At 59.7% G+C, this 16,484-nt stretch carries 15 protein-coding genes; 7 read left to right on the top strand and 8 right to left on the bottom strand.

Annotated elements, in window-relative coordinates; translation table 11 throughout:
• Positions 1-92: 92 nt before the first annotated feature.
• The 4 genes from lepB to lptF form a co-directional block, all read right to left on the bottom strand.
• Entirely contained in the window at positions 93-947 is an 855-nt protein-coding gene (gene lepB, locus AACY49_RS11490) for a signal peptidase I (RefSeq protein ID WP_109628119.1), read from the bottom strand.
• 5 nt (positions 948-952) lie between these two features.
• The gene (gene lepA, locus AACY49_RS11485; protein WP_258697431.1) at positions 953-2,752 is read right to left on the bottom strand and encodes a translation elongation factor 4; all 1,800 of its coding nucleotides are present in this window, start codon (positions 2,750-2,752) and stop codon (positions 953-955) included.
• 170 nt (positions 2,753-2,922) lie between these two features.
• Complete coding sequence (lptG, locus tag AACY49_RS11480) at positions 2,923-3,984, bottom strand: LPS export ABC transporter permease LptG (RefSeq protein ID WP_258697432.1); 1,062 nt, start codon at positions 3,982-3,984, stop codon at positions 2,923-2,925.
• Complete coding sequence (gene lptF, locus AACY49_RS11475) at positions 3,977-5,095, bottom strand: LPS export ABC transporter permease LptF (protein WP_339523775.1); 1,119 nt, start codon at positions 5,093-5,095, stop codon at positions 3,977-3,979. Before lptF ends, lptG begins: the two co-directional genes overlap by 8 nt.
• A 295-nt stretch (positions 5,096-5,390) precedes the next feature.
• Here lptF and AACY49_RS11470 point away from each other — a divergent pair, with 295 nt between their 5' ends.
• The 5 genes from AACY49_RS11470 (at position 5,391) to rlmF (ending at position 12,073) form a co-directional block, all read left to right on the top strand.
• The gene (locus AACY49_RS11470) at positions 5,391-6,881 is read left to right on the top strand and encodes a leucyl aminopeptidase (protein ID WP_258697434.1); all 1,491 of its coding nucleotides are present in this window, start codon (positions 5,391-5,393) and stop codon (positions 6,879-6,881) included.
• Positions 6,882-6,941: 60 nt separating this feature from the next.
• The gene (locus tag AACY49_RS11465; RefSeq protein WP_320392151.1) at positions 6,942-7,370 is read left to right on the top strand and encodes a DNA polymerase III subunit chi; all 429 of its coding nucleotides are present in this window, start codon (positions 6,942-6,944) and stop codon (positions 7,368-7,370) included.
• An 8-nt stretch (positions 7,371-7,378) separates the two neighbouring features.
• Entirely contained in the window at positions 7,379-7,762 is a 384-nt protein-coding gene (locus AACY49_RS11460) for a DNA polymerase III subunit chi (protein WP_320392152.1), read from the top strand.
• Positions 7,763-8,028: 266 nt separating this feature from the next.
• Positions 8,029-10,875, top strand: coding sequence for a valine--tRNA ligase (locus AACY49_RS11455; RefSeq protein ID WP_258697437.1), 2,847 nt, complete (start codon positions 8,029-8,031; stop codon positions 10,873-10,875).
• A 175-nt stretch (positions 10,876-11,050) separates the two neighbouring features.
• Entirely contained in the window at positions 11,051-12,073 is a 1,023-nt protein-coding gene (gene rlmF, locus AACY49_RS11450) for a 23S rRNA (adenine(1618)-N(6))-methyltransferase RlmF (RefSeq protein WP_320392154.1), read from the top strand.
• Positions 12,074-12,299: 226 nt separating this feature from the next.
• On the opposite strand, the gene AACY49_RS11445 is transcribed toward rlmF, so the two are convergent.
• Positions 12,300-12,581, bottom strand: coding sequence for an HU family DNA-binding protein (locus AACY49_RS11445; protein WP_258697439.1), 282 nt, complete (start codon positions 12,579-12,581; stop codon positions 12,300-12,302).
• 507 nt (positions 12,582-13,088) lie between these two features.
• Here AACY49_RS11445 and yejK point away from each other — a divergent pair.
• Complete coding sequence (gene yejK / locus AACY49_RS11440) at positions 13,089-14,093, top strand: nucleoid-associated protein YejK (protein ID WP_258697440.1); 1,005 nt, start codon at positions 13,089-13,091, stop codon at positions 14,091-14,093.
• Complete coding sequence (locus tag AACY49_RS11435) at positions 14,093-14,443, top strand: glutaredoxin family protein (RefSeq protein ID WP_253418991.1); 351 nt, start codon at positions 14,093-14,095, stop codon at positions 14,441-14,443. The genes yejK and AACY49_RS11435 overlap by 1 nt, the downstream gene beginning before the upstream one ends.
• A 150-nt stretch (positions 14,444-14,593) precedes the next feature.
• On the opposite strand, the gene AACY49_RS11430 is transcribed toward AACY49_RS11435, so the two are convergent.
• The 3 genes from AACY49_RS11430 to AACY49_RS11420 all read right to left on the bottom strand — a co-directional run bounded on the left by AACY49_RS11430 (position 14,594) and on the right by AACY49_RS11420 (position 16,449).
• Positions 14,594-15,529 carry a glutathione S-transferase family protein gene (locus AACY49_RS11430; RefSeq protein ID WP_339523772.1) on the bottom strand — a complete coding sequence of 312 codons (936 nt, stop codon included), beginning with the start codon at positions 15,527-15,529 and terminating at the stop codon, positions 14,594-14,596.
• A gap of 88 nt (positions 15,530-15,617) precedes the next feature.
• Positions 15,618-15,938: a GIY-YIG nuclease family protein gene (locus tag AACY49_RS11425; protein WP_258697443.1), complete on the bottom strand. Its 321-nt coding sequence runs from the start codon at positions 15,936-15,938 to the stop codon at positions 15,618-15,620.
• Between the two features lie 40 nt (positions 15,939-15,978).
• Complete coding sequence (locus AACY49_RS11420) at positions 15,979-16,449, bottom strand: nuclear transport factor 2 family protein (protein ID WP_019581088.1); 471 nt, start codon at positions 16,447-16,449, stop codon at positions 15,979-15,981.
• Positions 16,450-16,484: the final 35 nt, after the last annotated feature.

Raw genomic sequence — 16,484 nt, 5'->3', positions numbered from 1 at the left:
CGTCCTGAATATCGTTGTTTTCATGCTTCTGCCGCCGATTGTGCCGACTCCAGAAATGCATTCGGCGCTGTGTTCAACAGCGCCGTGTGTGATTACTTGATCAGGCCAACCCGCGAGAAATTCGGCAGGTGACTGAGTTTGGGTTCCGGCCAGCTCATCCAGACTGCGAAGGCCTTGCCGACGATATTCTTGTCGGGAACCATGCCCAGCAGATCCTTGGGAATGCTCGGATCATCCCAGTAGCGACTGTCGTTCGAGTTGTCGCGGTTGTCGCCCATCATGAAGTAGTGCCCGGCAGGCACGGTCCACGAATGATCCGGCGTTGCGCGATAGCGGCTCATTTCCTTGCGGATCAAGTGCTCGGCGACGCCGAGTTTTTCCTTGTAGAGCTCGGCGCTGCCCAACGTACCCGGCTCGGAGCCGACCAGTTGTTCGGCGATCGACTCACCGTTGACGAACAGGCGCTTGTCAGCGGTGTAGCGAATCTGGTCGCCCGGCAGGCCCACCACACGCTTGATGTAGTTGACGTTCGGGTCGCTCGGGTAGCGGAACACCATCACATCACCGCGCTGCGGATCACCGACTTCGATGACTTTCTTGTCGATCACCGGCAAGCGGATCCCGTAAGAAAACTTGTTCACCAGAATGAAGTCGCCGACGTCCAGAGTCGGTTTCATCGAGCCGGACGGAATCTGGAATGGCTCCACCAGGAACGAACGCAGCACCAGCACGATGAACAACACCGGGAAGAACGACTTGCCGTATTCAACCAGCAGCGGCTCTTTGTTCAGTTTCTCGACCACCACCATGTCAGCCTGGCTGACGCTACCCTGATAAGAGTTGATGGCAGCCCGGCGCCGTGGCGCCAGGAACAACAGATCGAGCAACGCCAACAGGCCGCAGACGAACACGGCGATGACCAGCAACAGCGGGAAATTTAGTGACATAGGACCTAACTATCCAACCTGAGCACTGCAAGGAAGGCTTCTTGTGGAATTTCCACGTTACCGACCTGCTTCATGCGTTTTTTACCGGCCTTTTGCTTTTCCAACAGCTTGCGCTTACGGCTAACGTCACCACCGTAGCATTTGGCCAATACGTTCTTTCTGAGTGCCTTGACGGTTGTCCGCGCCACAATCTGCCCGCCAATGGCGGCCTGGATTGCCACGTCGAACATCTGCCGCGGAATCAGCTCTTTCATCTTCTCGGTCAACTGGCGACCTTTGTAATGCGCATTGTCACGGTGCACGATCAACGCCAGGGCGTCGACCTTATCGCCGTTGATCAGCACATCCAGTTTCACCAGATTAGCCGATTGGTAACGATCGAAATGGTAATCCAGCGAAGCATAGCCACGGCTGGTGGACTTCAGGCGGTCGAAGAAGTCGAGGACCACTTCGTTCATCGGCAGATCGTAGGTCACCTGGACCTGGGTGCCGAGGAACAGCATGTCATGCTGAATGCCACGCTTCTCGATGCACAGGGTAATGACGTTGCCCAAATGCTCTTGCGGCACAAGAATATTGGCCCGCACGATCGGTTCGCGCATGTCTTCGATCGAAGAAATATCCGGCAGCTTCGACGGGTTGTCGACGTAGATCGTTTCGCCAGTCTTGAGCAGCAGCTCGAAGATTACCGTCGGCGCCGTGGTGATCAGGTCCAGGTCGTACTCGCGCTCCAGGCGCTCCTGGATGATCTCCATATGCAGCATGCCGAGGAACCCGCAACGGAAGCCGAAGCCCAGGGCGTCGGAGCTTTCCGGGGTGTACTGCAAGGACGAGTCGTTCAGCGTGAGCTTTTGCAGGGCTTCACGGAAATCTTCGAAGTCGTCGGAGCTGACCGGGAACAGACCGGCGTAGACCTGCGGCTGGATGCGTTTGAAGCCTGGCAGCACGTCGACGTCCGGCGTGGAGCTCAAGGTCAGGGTGTCACCCACCGGCGCACCGTGAATGTCTTTGATACCGGCAATGATGAAGCCTACTTCGCCGGCCTTCAGGTCCACGGTGGCAGTGTGTTTCGGGTTGAAGACACCGACGCTGTCCACCAGGTGGATCTTGCCGGTGGACTTGACCAGAATCTTGTCGCCCTTCTTCACACGACCGTGGCGCACGCGGACCAGGGAAACAACACCCAGGTAGTTGTCGAACCAGGAGTCGATGATCAACGCTTGCAGCGGGTCTTCGATGTTGCCCGTCGGCGCGGGAATGGTGTGAACCAGGCGCTCGAGCACTTCATCGACGCCCAGACCGGTCTTGGCACTGCACGTGACCGCGTCGGTGGCATCGATGCCGATGATTTTTTCGATTTCTTCTTTGACACGGTCCGGATCGGCCTGCGGCAGGTCGATCTTGTTCAGGACCGGCATGACTTCCAGGCCCTGCTCGATCGCCGTGTAGCAGTTGGCAACCGATTGAGCCTCGACGCCCTGACCGGCATCGACCACCAGCAACGCACCTTCACAGGCCGCCAGCGACCGGCTGACTTCATAGGTGAAGTCGACGTGGCCGGGGGTGTCAATGAAGTTCAGCTGGTAGTTGATGCCATCGCGGGCTTTGTAATACAGGGTGACGCTGTGGGCCTTGATGGTGATCCCGCGTTCACGTTCCAGGTCCATGGAGTCCAGCACCTGGGCTTCCATTTCGCGCTCGGCAAGGCCGCCACACATCTGGATGAAGCGATCGGCCAGCGTCGACTTGCCATGGTCAATGTGGGCGATGATGGAGAAATTGCGGATATGACTCAAATCACTCACGGATCAACACTCAAAAAGGCTGCAGGCATAGCCCGCCGAAAAATAGCCGGGAATTGTACCTGATCCACGGCGCAAGCGTCACGTTCGCAGGTCAGACGGCGCCTACAAAAACGCCCCGGTCTTGCGACAGGGGCGTTTTGAGTGACAAGCAAGACCGGGAAAACCCGCGATCAACCGGCCCGACGCAACAACCAGACCCCGGCCAGGGCGCAGACACCGGCCGGCACCAGCACCGCAAACAGCGGCGAGAAACCGAATACCTGGCTCGAAGGCCCGAGCAAATCCTGGACGATGCGGAAGGTGAAGCCAACCAGCACGCCGGTGAAGACCCGCTGACCAAGGGTTACCGAACGCAGCGGACCGAAGATGAAGGAAATCGCCATCAACACCAATGCAGCGGTCACCAGCGGCTGCAACACCTTGACCCAAAACGCCAGCCAGTAACGACCGTTGCTCAGCCCCTGGTCAGCCAGGTAGTGGATATAACTCCACAGACCGCTGATCGACAACGACTCGGGCGCCATTACCACGGTACTCAGCAGCTGCGGGCTCAGGGCTACTTCCCAGCGCTCTACCGGGGCAGTCACCACTTCGGTGCTCTTGTCATGGAACAACGTGGTCGTGACATCCGTCAGCTGCCAGTGATCCGTGTCGAATTCCGCGCGTTTGGCGAAGCTCGAAGACAACATGTGGCGTTGATCGTCGAAGCGATAACGGGTCACGCCATACAGCAAACCATTAGGTTGCACAGAGTTGACGTGAATGAACTCGTCACCCTGGCGATGCCACAGACCGTGCTTGGCGCTTTGCGCATCGCCACTGCCCTGGGCCAGCGAGCGGTTGGCCTGAGCGGTGACTTCCGTGGCCGGCGCGACGTATTCGCCAATCACCAGCCCCACCGCCATCAAAAGCAGCATCGGCTTCATGACAGCCCAGACGATCCGCCCGAGCGACACGCCCGCGGCGCGCATGATGGTCAGCTCGCTGTGGCTGGCCAGGCTGCCGAGGCCGATCAGGCAACCGATCAGCGCCGCCATCGGCAACATGTCGTACAGACGGCGTGGAGCGGTCAACAGCACATAGCTCAGGACATCCATCAGCGTGTAGGTATCGCTGACCTCACTCATTTCATCGATGAAGGCAAACAGCGTGGCCAGACCGAGGATGATCCCCAGCACTGCCAGGATCGCGACGAACACGCTGCTACCGATGTAGCGATCGAGCTTATCCACGGGCCACCTCCAGCGCACTGCGGCGACTCGCCATTTTCAAGCGCAGCGGCTCCCAGTACAGCAAGCCCAGGCCGATGGCCAGGAAGATCGCATGCACCCACCACAAGCCCAATGCTGACGGGATCTTGCCCTTCTCGAGGGCACCGCGAGCGGCAATCAGGATGGTCAGGTAAGCCATATAAAGAAGAATCGCCGGCAGCAGCTTGAGGAAACGGCCCTGACGCGGATTGACGCGCGACAGCGGCACCGCCATCAGGGTCACGATGAAGACCAGCAACGGCAGGGACAGACGCCATTGCAGTTCGGTACGCGAGCGGAGGTCATCACTGCCCAGCAAGGAGCTGGTGGGCATCGCATCGCGGTCGGTCACTTCGTCACTGACTTCCGGCTTGGGCAGCAATACACCGTACTCGTCGTATTTGATGGCGCGGTAGTCGGCCTGCCCCGGATTACCGTCGTAGCGGTAGCCGTTGTCGAGAATCAGATACCGATTGCCGTCGGGGCGAATTTCCTGACGGCCCTTCTCGGCCACCAGCACGGAAATCCCGCGATCCTTTTTGTCGGAATTTATATTTTTTTGCGAAATGAACACGCCGCCCAGATTGATGCGGTCATCCGACAGCTGTTCGGTGTAGGTCACTCGAGTGCCGTCGCGCAAGGCCTGGAAGCGGCCTGGTTCGAGGGTATCGAACTCAGTCATCGCGTCCTGCTTGTTCAGCAGCAGCTGGAACTGGTTGGCACCTTGTGGCGCCAGGCTCAGGCTCAGCCATGCCACCACCAGCGCAACCAGGGTGGCCGGAAAAAGGGTCATGGCGAACAGACGCTGCTGACTCATGCCAGTGGCAGACAACACGGTCATTTCACTTTCAAGATAAAGACGACCGTAGGCCAGCAAAATCCCGAGAAACAACCCCAAAGGCAGGATCAACTGCAGGAAACCCGGCAGACGGAACCCCATGATCAGGAACAACGACCCAGGATCCAGAAGGCCTGAGGCCGCCTGGGCGAGGTATTTGATAAAGCGTCCGCTCATGATGATGACCAGCAGCACGGCGCTGACGGCGCTCAAGGTCAACAGGACTTCGCGGGATAGATAACGGAAGACAATCAAACCAGACACTCCAGGGTTGTCAGGCTAAGCGGCCAAACAAACAAACATATCAGCCGGCCCGCAGGGCAGAGCCGCCGAAAAAGATGGCGCATTATCCTGTGATTGGGTGCGCCTGTCACTGCGCATGCTCAAGCAGGCGCCTGAACCACTGAAGTTCGCGCAACCGAGGGTTGTCAGGCGCAGGCAGCGAGGTTCAAACTGCGGCCTTTGTCGCGGGCAATGCACCGGCTTCTTTCTACTTATAAGCAAGCCTCTGCGCGTCGCGCACTTTGACCATTAATTCAGGGACCCGGACATGGAACTGGTTGTAAAAAGCGTTAGCCCGGAAACGTTGAAGACCGCCACACTGGTGGTCTCCGTCCGCGAAGACCGCAAGCTCGGCAGCGTTGCCAAACAACTCGACGAACTGAGCGGCGGCGCCATCAGTGCGGTGCTCAAGCGCGGCGACCTGGCCGGCAAAGTCGGCCAAAGCCTGTTGCTGCACAGCCTGCCCAACCTCAAGGCCGAACGCGTGCTGCTGGTGGGCGTGGGCAAGGATGAAGAACTGGGCGATCGCCCGTTCCGCAAAATCATCGCCGGCATCCTCAATACCCTGAAAGGCCTGGGTGGCAGCGATGCAGTGCTGGCGCTGGACGAAGTGGTGGTCAAGGGTCGTGACAGCTATGGCAAGACCCGCCTGCTGGCCGAAACCCTGGTGGACGGCGAGTACACCTTCGACCAGTTCAAGAGCCAGAAAGCCGACCCGCGCTCCCTGAAGAAGGTCACTCTAGTGACCATCAAGGCTGCACAGGCTGAAGTCGAACGCGCGGTGGCCCACGCCACCGCGATCGCCAACGGCATGGCCTTCACCCGTAATCTGGGCAACCTGCCGCCCAACATCTGCCACCCGACGTTCCTTGGCGAGCAAGCCAAGGGCCTGGGCAAAGAATTCAAGAACCTGAAAGTCGAAGTCCTCGATGAGAAGAAGATCAAGGACCTGGGCATGGGCTCGTTCTACGCCGTCGGCCAGGGCAGCGCCCAGCCACCGCGCCTGATCGTCATGCAATACAACGGCGGCAAGAAATCCGAGAAGCCGTACGCACTAGTCGGCAAAGGCATCACCTTCGACACCGGCGGCATCAGCCTCAAGCCCGGCGCCGGCATGGATGAAATGAAGTACGACATGGGCGGCTCCGCCAGCGTGTTCGGCACCCTGCGTGCCGTGCTTGAGCTGAAATTGCCGATCAACCTGGTGTGCATCCTGGCCTGCGCCGAGAACATGCCGAGCGGCAACGCTGCGCGTCCGGGCGACATCGTCACCACCATGAGCGGCCAGACCGTGGAAATCCTCAACACCGACGCCGAAGGTCGTCTGGTGCTGTGCGATGCCCTGACCTACTCCGAACGCTTCAAGCCGCAAGCGGTGATCGACATCGCCACCCTGACCGGCGCTTGTGTCGTCGCACTGGGCTCTCACACCTCGGGCCTGCTGGGCAACAACGACGAGCTGATCGGCCAACTGCTGAGCGCCGGCCAATCCGCCGACGACCGCGCCTGGCAACTGCCGCTGTTCGATGAATATCAAGAACAGCTGGACAGCCCGTTCGCCGACATCGCCAACATTGGCGGCCCGAAAGCCGGCGCCATCACCGCCGCCTGCTTCCTGTCGCGCTTCACCAAGAACCTGAACTGGGCGCACCTGGACATCGCCGGCACAGCCTGGACCAGCGGCGGCAAGGACAAGGGCGCCACTGGCCGTCCGGTTCCCCTGCTGACCCAATACCTGCTGGACCGCGCCAAAGCCTGAAACCGATGACCTTGAGCAGCGTCACTTTCCGGTGACGCCACTCAGGGCTCAGGAACCGCAATGACCAAAGTCGACTTCTATATCCTGCCCAGCGCCGATCCTTCGGCGCGGCTGGATTTCGCCTGCAAGCTCACCGAAAAAGCCTGGCGCATGGGCCACCGCATTTACCTGCATTGCAGCGATGCCACCCAGCGTGACGATCTCGATGCGCGTTTGTGGGCGTTCAAGGGCGAAAGCTTCGTGCCCCACGGCCCCGCCGAAAGCGAGCCGGAAGGTTTGATTGTCCTGGGTCTTGGCGATGACTGCGGTCAACATCAGGATCTGCTGGTCAATCTCGACCTGAAAGTCCCGGTATTTGCCAAACAATTCGCCCGCGTGGCGGAAGTGGTGGTGGAAGATCCGGCGATTCGTGCGGCTGCGCGGGAGAGTTTCCGTTTCTACCGCGAACAGGGCTATCCTCTGCAAGATCACCGTTTACAGCGACTCTGAGCATTCCGATGGACACTCCAAAACCGCCGCAACAGTCCGCGCATCTGCTGGATGACCTCGAGTCGATCCGCCAATTGCTCGGCGATGACAACCTGCAACCGCCCTTGCTGACCGACACGGTCATTGAAGGTGATCAGGAACAGATTCCCATGCTGTTCGACACCCTCGGCAATACGCCGCAGGTCGAACCGCCGCCCCCTGCCCCTGCTGCCCAACCGGCTCCCGCCGCCAGCAAAGGCCCCGACGCGCTGCTGCACCTGGACAGCGAACTACGCGCCGCCGCGCAATTGATCATGCAAGACGTGATCGACGACTTCGCGCCGCACATTGAAACCGAAATCAAACGCCGGCTGGATGCGCGGCTGGAACGGTTGTTGAGCCAGTACGAATAAACTTGAGTCGAGCGGGCTTCTGTGGCGAGGGAGCTTGCTCCCGCTCGGCTGCGAAGCAGTCGCAAAGCCTGAGCATGGGATGTACCTGACACACCCGACTTGCAGATATTGGGGCCGCTTCGCGCCCCAGCGGGAGCAAGCTCCCTCGCCACAGGTCCATTCCACACATTAATCTGCGCCCGATCCACACCTGCTCGCCCTACGCCCCATGCCCCGCTATACTTCCCGGCTTTTCCTGAATAAATGCCAATAGGGTCCCGCCGCGCATGGATAAGACCTACCAGCCGCACGCCATTGAAACTTCCTGGTACAACACCTGGGAGTCCGAGAACTACTTCGCCCCACAAGGCGAGGGCGAGTCCTACACCATCATGATCCCGCCGCCGAACGTCACCGGCAGCCTGCACATGGGTCACGGCTTCAACAACGCGATCATGGACGCCCTGATCCGTTTCCGCCGCATGCAGGGTCGCAACACCCTGTGGCAGCCGGGCACCGACCACGCCGGTATCGCCACGCAAATGCTGGTGGAGCGCCAACTCGAAGCCCAGGGCCAGAATCGCCACGATCTGGGCCGCGAGAAATTCCTCGAGAAAGTCTGGGAATGGAAGGATCAGTCCGGCGGCAACATCAGCCGTCAGATCCGCCGCCTCGGTTCGTCCGTGGACTGGAGCCGTGAGCGCTTCACCATGGACGACGGTCTCTCGGAAGCGGTTAAAGAAGCGTTCGTGCGCCTGCACGAAGACGGCCTGATCTACCGCGGCAAGCGTCTGGTCAACTGGGACACCAAGCTGCACACGGCGATTTCCGACCTCGAAGTGGAAAACCATGACGAGAAAGGTTTCCTGTGGAACCTGAAGTACCCGCTGGCCGACGGCGCCAAAACCGCTGAAGGCAAGGATTACCTGATCGTCGCGACCACTCGCCCGGAAACCATGCTCGGCGACTCCGCCGTGGCGGTTAACCCGAACGATGAGCGCTACCAAGCCTTGATCGGCAAATTCGTCGAACTGCCGCTGGTTGGCCGTCGCATCCCGATCATCGCCGACGATTACTGCGACCCTGAATTCGGCACCGGCTGCGTGAAAATCACCCCGGCCCACGATTTCAACGACTACGAAGTCGGCAAACGCCACAACCTGCCACTGCTGAACATCTTCGACAAAAATGCCGACGTGCTGCCGGCAGCCCAGGTGTTCAACCTCGATGGCAGCGTCAACGAGCAGATCGACGGCACGCTGCCCGCCGAATTCGTCGGCCTCAACCGCTTCCAGGCCCGCAAGGAAATCGTGGCCGCGTTCGAAGCCGCCGGCCTTCTGGTCAGCGTCGACGATCATGCCCTGAAAGTACCGAAAGGCGACCGCTCCGGCACCATCATCGAGCCGTGGCTGACCGATCAGTGGTACGTCTCCACCAAGCCATTGGCCGAACCGGCCATCGCTGCGGTGGAAGACGGCCGCATCCAGTTCGTGCCCAAGCAGTACGAAAACATGTACTTCTCGTGGATGCGCGACATCCAGGATTGGTGCATCAGCCGTCAGTTGTGGTGGGGCCACCGGATTCCGGCCTGGTACGACGAGTCGGGCAAGGTCTATGTCGGTCGCGACGAAGCCGAAGTACGTGCCAAGCACAATTTGGGCGCCGACGTTGCGCTGCAACAGGACAACGACGTTCTGGATACCTGGTTCAGTTCGGGCCTGTGGACCTTCTCCACGCTCGGCTGGCCGGAGCAGACCGAATTCCTGAAGAAATTCCACTCCACCGACGTGCTGGTCACCGGTTTCGACATCATTTTCTTCTGGGTTGCCCGGATGATCATGCTCACCATGCACTTGGTGAAGAACGAAGACGGCACGCCGCAGGTTCCGTTCAAGACTGTTTATGTGCACGGTCTGGTACGTGATGGCCAGGGCCAGAAGATGTCCAAGTCCAAGGGCAACGTCCTGGACCCGCTGGACATCATCGACGGCATCGAGCTGGAAGCGCTGGTGCAGAAACGCACCTCTGGCATGATGCAGCCGAAACTGGCGAAAAAGATCGAGAAGCAGACCCGCGACGAGTTCGCCGAGGGCATCGCCAGCTACGGCACCGACGCCCTGCGCTTCACCTTCTGCTCGCTGGCATCCACCGGCCGCGACATCAAGTTCGACATGGGCCGCGTCGAAGGCTATCGCAACTTCTGCAACAAGATCTGGAACGCCGCGCGCTACGTGCTGGACAAAGGTGAAGACTGCGGCCAGAACGGCGAAGCCTACGAGCTGTCTCTGGCGGATCGCTGGATCATCTCGCAGTTGCAGCGTACTGAAGCCGAAGTGACCCGTCAGCTCGATCAGTTCCGTTTCGACCTGGCCGCACAAGCCTTGTACGAGTTCATCTGGAACCAGTATTGCGACTGGTACCTGGAACTGTCCAAGCCTGTGCTGTGGGATGAGAACGCGCCGGTCGAACGTCAGCGCGGCACCCGTCGCACCCTGGTTCGCGTGCTGGAAGTCGCGCTGCGTCTGGCGCATCCATTCATGCCGTTCATTACCGAAGAGATCTGGCAGCGCGTCGCGCCGCTGGCCGGTATCGAAGGCAAGACGATCATGCTGCAAGCGTGGCCAGTGGCCGTTGAGGCACGCATCGATCAGGCCGCCGAAGACGACATCGAATGGCTCAAGGGCCTGATGCTCGGCACGCGCAACATCCGTGGCGAAATGAACATCGGCCCGGGCAAGCCGCTGAACCTGTTCCTGAAAAACGTCAGCGCCGAGGATCAGCGCCGCCTCACCGAGAACGAAGCCCTGCTGAAGAAACTGGCGCGCCTCGAATCGATCACTGTGTTGGCTGCTGGCGAAGAAGCACCGCTGTCCGCCACCGCACTGGTCGGCGAGATGGAAGTGTTGGTGCCGATGGCCGGTCTGATCGACAAGGACGCCGAACTGGCCCGTCTGGACAAGGAAATCCTGCGTCTGCAGGGCGAAGTGCAGCGCGTGGGCGGCAAGCTGTCCAACGCCGGTTTCGTTGATAAGGCCCCGGCCGAAGTCATCGAGAAGGAACGCGCCAAACTGGCCGAAGCTGAACAGGCTTTGGGCAAACTGGCCGAGCAGCATGCGCGGATTGCCAGCCTGTAACGGCACGTCGCAATGAAACAGGGAGGCCCATGTGGCCTCCCTTTTTCATGTCCGCCCCTTTCCCCCAAACACCGCTCCCACACTTGATCGGCGTTGCCCGCACTTTTGTCATCAATACCGAGCCGATGTGGGACAATACCCGCCACTTTTAGCCATACCCGAATCGATCACGCCCATGAACGCCCCCCGCACACCCAAACCTGCGCGTAAAAAGCCTGAATCCGCGACCCCGGCCAAAGCCATGGAGCCCCGCGAGAAGGCTAGCCTGCATCCGCGCAATCGCCACCAGGGTCGTTACGACTTCCCGGCGCTGATCAAGAGCACGCCGGAACTGGCGAAGTTCGTGATCATCAACCCGTACGGCAAGGAAAGCATCGACTTCGCCAGCCCGGATGCGGTTCGGGTGTTCAACCGGGCGCTGCTCAAGTCGTTCTACGGCATCGCCCATTGGGACATCCCGGCCGATTACCTGTGCCCGCCGGTTCCGGGCCGGGCCGACTACGTTCACTTCCTGGCCGACTTGCTGGCCAGCGTCAACGACGGCGAAATCCCTCGCGGCGCGCCGGTCAAGGTGCTCGATATCGGCATGGGCGCCAACTGCGTCTATCCGCTGATCGGCTACAGCGACTATCGCTGGCACTTCCTCGGCTCGGAAATCGACCCGACGGCGGTGGCCTCCGCCAAAGCCATCGTGCAGTCCAACGGGTTGAACAAAGCCATCCAGCTACGCCAGCAAAGCAACCCCAAGCACATTCTGCTGGGCCTGCTCGAGCCCGGCGAACGCTTTGACCTGACCATGTGCAACCCGCCGTTCCACGCCTCGATGGACGAGGCAACCAAGGGCAGCGAGCGTAAATGGCGCGCGCTGGGTCGCGCCGACCCAAAACGCAAACTGCCGGTACTGAACTTTGGCGGTCAATCGGCCGAACTGTGGTGTGAAGGTGGCGAAGCACGGTTTGTAACGCAACTGATCGCCGAGAGCGCGCACTTTCAACACAAAGTGCTTTGGTTCAGCACCCTGGTCTCAAAAGCCTCAAACCTGCCGGCGATCCAGACGGCGCTGAAAAAGGCCGGCGTACTGGAAAGCCAGGTCGTGGAAATGTCCCAAGGGCAGAAGCAGAGCCGCTTTGTCGCCTGGACGTTCCAGACTAAAAGCGAGCAGCAGGTCTGGCGCGAACGTTGGGCGCGTAAAAGCTGATTAACTGCTGACAAGCCAAATGTCTGAGCGCTGAAATCCCTGTGGGAGCGGGCTTGCCCGCGAAGGCAGTGTGTCAGGCGTCAAAGAAGGCGACTGACACGCCGCCATCGCGGGCAAGTCGAATCGTCGCACCGCCGCTCCCACAAGGATCAGTGGTGTTTGAAGAATTTATGGCACAAAAAAACCGTGCCCGGATTGCTCCGGAGCACGGTTTTTTTAATAAATCTTACTTGTTAACAGCGTCGGTCAGGCCTTTGGCCACAACCAGCTTGATAACATTCTTGGCCGGGATTTCGATGGCTGCGCCAGTCGAAGGGTTACGGCCAGTGCGGGCAGGACGCGAGGTCACTTTCAGCTTGCCGATACCTGGCAGAGTGATTTCGCCGCCGTTTTCCAGCTGATCGGCAACGATTTGGCCCAGTTGGTCCAGAGCGTTACGCGCGGTGGTTTTTGGCGCGTCGATAGCTTCAGCGATGTCGGCGATCAGTTGGTCTTTAGTAAGAGCCATGTAGTGTTCCTTCCCTATCAAATTCATATGGATTGCAGAGTGCAGTGTCAGCCATCGAGCCCGATCTTCTGGATCTGGCACCCTCGGGCATAACCACGAAGAGTCGGGGTTATAGATACCGAAATCAGGGTTTGGTTCGACCTGACAAATGCTGAATGCACGCTTAACGCAGTGACTTCGCGTAAGACCGGGCAAAACTAGCACAGAGACGGGGAAATATCCGCTTCTTGCTAGCCATTTGGTCAGCTTTATTGCTCTAAAACAGGAAAAAACTGCATAAGGACCGCCGCGCGCCCCGGATTTGCCCTTCACCCTCCCCGCAGGAGCTGTCGAAGGCTGCGATCTTTTGATCTTGTTTTTAAAATCAAAGTCAAAGGATCGCAGCCTTCGGCAGCTCCTACGGGGACACGCTACGGCGTGGTTACAGCGCCAAAACCAGAGATTGCGGTACACTGGGCGCTTTTTCGGGGGAGCACGCCCTCCTCTCTTCAACCAGCCGAGAAGCCCATGCCGATCCGTCATTGCATCGTCCACCTGATCGACAAAAAACCCGACGGCACACCCGCAGTTCTTCACGCACGCGACTCTGAACTGGCTGAATCCGCGGCCATCGAGAACATGCTCGCCGACCTGAACGAAAGCTATAACGCCAAACAGGGCAAAGCCTGGGGACTGTTCCATCCAGAGTCCGGCGCGTTTCCGTTCAGCGGCTGGCTGAAGGAGTACCTCGATGGCGGTAAGGATTTCACGGCCTTCAGCCGTGTTGCGGTAGAACATCTGCAAAAGCTGATGGAAGAATCCAACCTCTCGGTCGGTGGTCATGTGCTGTTCGCGCATTACCAGCAAGGCATGACCGATTACCTGGCCATCGCCCTGCTGCACCACAGCGAAGGCGTGGCCGTGACCGATCAACTGGACGTGACCCCGTCCCGGCACCTGGATCTGGGCCAACTGCACCTGGCAGCGCGGATCAACGTCTCCGAGTGGCAGAATAACAAGCAGTCCAAGCAATACATCTCGTTCATCAAAGGCAAGAACGGCAAGAAGGTTTCGGAGTACTTCCGCGACTTCATCGGCTGCCAGGAAGGCGTCGACGGCCCCGGCGAAACCCGCACCCTGCTCAAGGCCTTCAGTGACTTCGTCGAAAGCGAAGACCTGCCGGAAGAGTCTGCCCGCGAAAAGACCAAGACCCTGGTGGATTACGCCAGCAGTCAGGCCAAACTCGGCGAACCGATGGGCCTGGAAGAACTCTCGGAGCTGATCGACGAAGAACGCCCGAAGGCGTTCTACGATCACATCCGCAACAAGGATTACGGCCTGTCTCCCGAGATTCCGGCGGATAAGCGCACCCTGAACCAGTTCCGCCGCTTCACCGGCCGCGCCGAGGGCTTGTCCATCAGCTTCGAAGCGCACCTGCTCGGCTCGAAGATCGAATATGACGAAGAAGCCGGCACGCTGATCATCAAGGGCCTGCCGACCCAATTGACCGACCAGCTCAAGCGACGCAACTGATGCTCGGCGGCGTGTTGAAGAAATGCCTGCTGATCCTGCTGGTGGTCGTTGTTTACCAGAACTGGGGAAAGATCGAGCGGGTGCTTCACCCCTCCCAAGTGGTGTCCGAGCAGACCCAGGCCAAGGCCAACGTCGTGCTCTATGCCACCGATTGGTGCGGCTACTGCAAGCTGACCCGGCGCTTTCTCGACCAGAAGGGCATTCCGTACAAGGAGTTCGATATCGAGAAGGATGCCGTGGCGCGCAAAGCTTATGAGGCGCTGGGGGGACGCGGGATTCCGTTGATCGATGTGAATGGAACGTTGATCCGCGGGTATGACCCGGACCAGGTTCTCGCTGCGTTGAAATAACCATCAGCTTCACACAATCCTTGTGGCGAGGGAGCTTGCTCCCGCTTGAGTGCGCAGCGCTCACAAGATAGTTGGGCCTGCTACGCAGCCCAGCGGGAGCAAGCTCCCTCGCCACAGGTCGAAACAAACCCAATCATCCGCGATGTCAGGTTACTGCGCGTCGATGCGAAACCCGAACCGCGGAAAGTGCACATGCACGACGCCGGCCCGTTTGTCTTCACGACGCAGAATCAATTCTTCGCTGCCCGCAAACAGCAACTCACCCGCCACCGGATCAACCCCGTAATCGGTCGCTGCAATCACCACCTGCTGGCCGACCTCGAATCCGTTCGGCTCATCAAACTGCTCATCTGGTAACGCGGCCGGTGTGGCATTGCGGGCAATCTCTAGCGCTTGCTCGGCCGTCATCTCGCTGAACGCGCCATGACCAAAGCCCATCACACGGCCAAACCATGCCGAAACGGCCGGATAAGCCTCCACCAACGGTGACGTCACGTGCGTCGCCTTGAGGAACCACAGCGAGTGAGCCAGGGCGAAGTCGGCAATCGACGGCTCGCCGAACAGGAAGTCCCCTTGTTCGCGCTGAAGCTGCTGCTCCAGACGCGCCATGATCGTTGGCCATTGATGCCGAGCCTGTTCGGCAGACGGCCGTATGGCGCTGCCACCGCTGAACAAGCCGACGCGATCGGCCAGGAATGCCTTGATCGCTTCCGGCGATAATTTGCCGAAGCGCACCGCCACCGACTCTGGCTGGAACACCAGGCTGACCGCATGCTGGAACACCACCGAATCGGCCCACGCTGCGAAGGTCGCCGTGACCATTTCCTGGCCTTCCGGGAAAAACGCCGGTGAAGCCTTTTCCTGCTCCAGACGACGAGCGATCAACGCGGTGTCGCAATAGACATCAGCACCGATCTGCAAGACCGGCGTCTTGCGGTAGCCGCCGGTCAGGGCCGTCAGATCGGGTTTGGGCATCACCGGCGAGATCATCACAGAACGCCAGGACAGCCCCTTGAAGCCCAGCAGCAAGCGGGCTTTTTCAGCGAAAGGGGACGTCGGGTAATGATGCAGAATCAACTCGGACATGCTCGGCTCCGCCGCTCGGATAAGGAACCCGCAGCTTAGCGCGCAATCGGCAAGCAGCCTACCCATCTGCCTGATGGGCGCTTATCAGTCAGATTGATAAGCCCGCAGCCGCGCTCGCCACCAGACATTCCTTGGCGCTTTTCTTGAGTTTTTTGATCAAGCGTTCCTGGCGCAGTGCTTCGCTTTTATCGCGGCAGGCTTCGGTGTAGACCAATGCCACGGCCGGACTGGACAGGAAGAAGCGCGCGCCTTTGCCACTTTGGTGGGTGGCGAAGCGGCGGACCGGATCATCACTGATCCCGCAATAGAGCGAACCGTTGGCCGCGCGAACGAGGTAGACGAACCAGGGTTTGCTGGCGGGCACCGACGGTTCGGCGGCAATGACGGAAGATTCGCTCGAGGTGCTCACGTGACGATCAAGGCTTGAAAGAAAACAAGCCGCGATCTTATCAGCGACTGGCCTGGAATGCCTTCAGCCCCTTCAACGCCTGGGCCCGAACGGCGTTTCTCACCACCGGGGTCCAGCCCAACAACAGCCCTTTGAAGCCCAGCGCCTGACGGGACCAGCGCCACAGATCAAAACTGTCGTGGTGCTCACAGATTTTGCCGTCGCGAAACACGAAACGCGCCTGAATGTCGTTGACCACGATATTGCCGGTCTGGCTGAACAGGTACGTCGCCACCCAATGGGCACCGCCGGTGCGCTCATCGCTGCGCACGTTATCGAAGGTCAGGGAGAAATCCTTGGCCCGGGTGGTGAGCATGCGCCACATGTCGCCGGCATCGCGCCCGCGCAGCTCGCCGAACGCCGGATCACTGAACACCACGTCGTCGGTGTAGCAGGCGCTCATGGCTTCGGCATCCAGTCGCTGGAAAGCTTGGTAGAAGCGGGTGATCAAGGCGTTGTGGGCATCACTCATGGACAGGCTCCCTCTGGATGTGCAAATAGATGCGC

Origin of the sequence: Pseudomonas sp. EL_65y_Pfl2_R96 (assembly GCF_963970905.1) — a bacterium.
GTDB lineage: Bacteria > Pseudomonadota > Gammaproteobacteria > Pseudomonadales > Pseudomonadaceae > Aquipseudomonas.
This window is presented reverse-complemented; position numbering and strand designations above follow the sequence as displayed.

Bases quoted from the DNA above. Each gene is read 5' to 3' on its own strand.
- AACY49_RS11445 (WP_258697439.1), bottom strand. From the start codon at position 12,581: ATGGCTCTTACTAAAGACCAACTGATCGCCGACATCGCTGAAGCTATC.
- yejK (WP_258697440.1), top strand. From the start codon at position 13,089: ATGCCGATCCGTCATTGCATCGTCCACCTGATCGACAAAAAACCCGAC.
- AACY49_RS11470 (WP_258697434.1), top strand. From the start codon at position 5,391: ATGGAACTGGTTGTAAAAAGCGTTAGCCCGGAAACGTTGAAGACCGCC.
- AACY49_RS11430 (WP_339523772.1), bottom strand. From the start codon at position 15,529: ATGTCCGAGTTGATTCTGCATCATTACCCGACGTCCCCTTTCGCTGAA.
- AACY49_RS11420 (WP_019581088.1), bottom strand. From the start codon at position 16,449: ATGAGTGATGCCCACAACGCCTTGATCACCCGCTTCTACCAAGCTTTC.
- rlmF (WP_320392154.1), top strand. From the start codon at position 11,051: ATGAACGCCCCCCGCACACCCAAACCTGCGCGTAAAAAGCCTGAATCC.
- AACY49_RS11455 (WP_258697437.1), top strand. From the start codon at position 8,029: ATGGATAAGACCTACCAGCCGCACGCCATTGAAACTTCCTGGTACAAC.
- AACY49_RS11465 (WP_320392151.1), top strand. From the start codon at position 6,942: ATGACCAAAGTCGACTTCTATATCCTGCCCAGCGCCGATCCTTCGGCG.
- AACY49_RS11435 (WP_253418991.1), top strand. From the start codon at position 14,093: ATGCTCGGCGGCGTGTTGAAGAAATGCCTGCTGATCCTGCTGGTGGTC.
- lepB (WP_109628119.1), bottom strand. From the start codon at position 947: ATGTCACTAAATTTCCCGCTGTTGCTGGTCATCGCCGTGTTCGTCTGC.
- AACY49_RS11460 (WP_320392152.1), top strand. From the start codon at position 7,379: ATGGACACTCCAAAACCGCCGCAACAGTCCGCGCATCTGCTGGATGAC.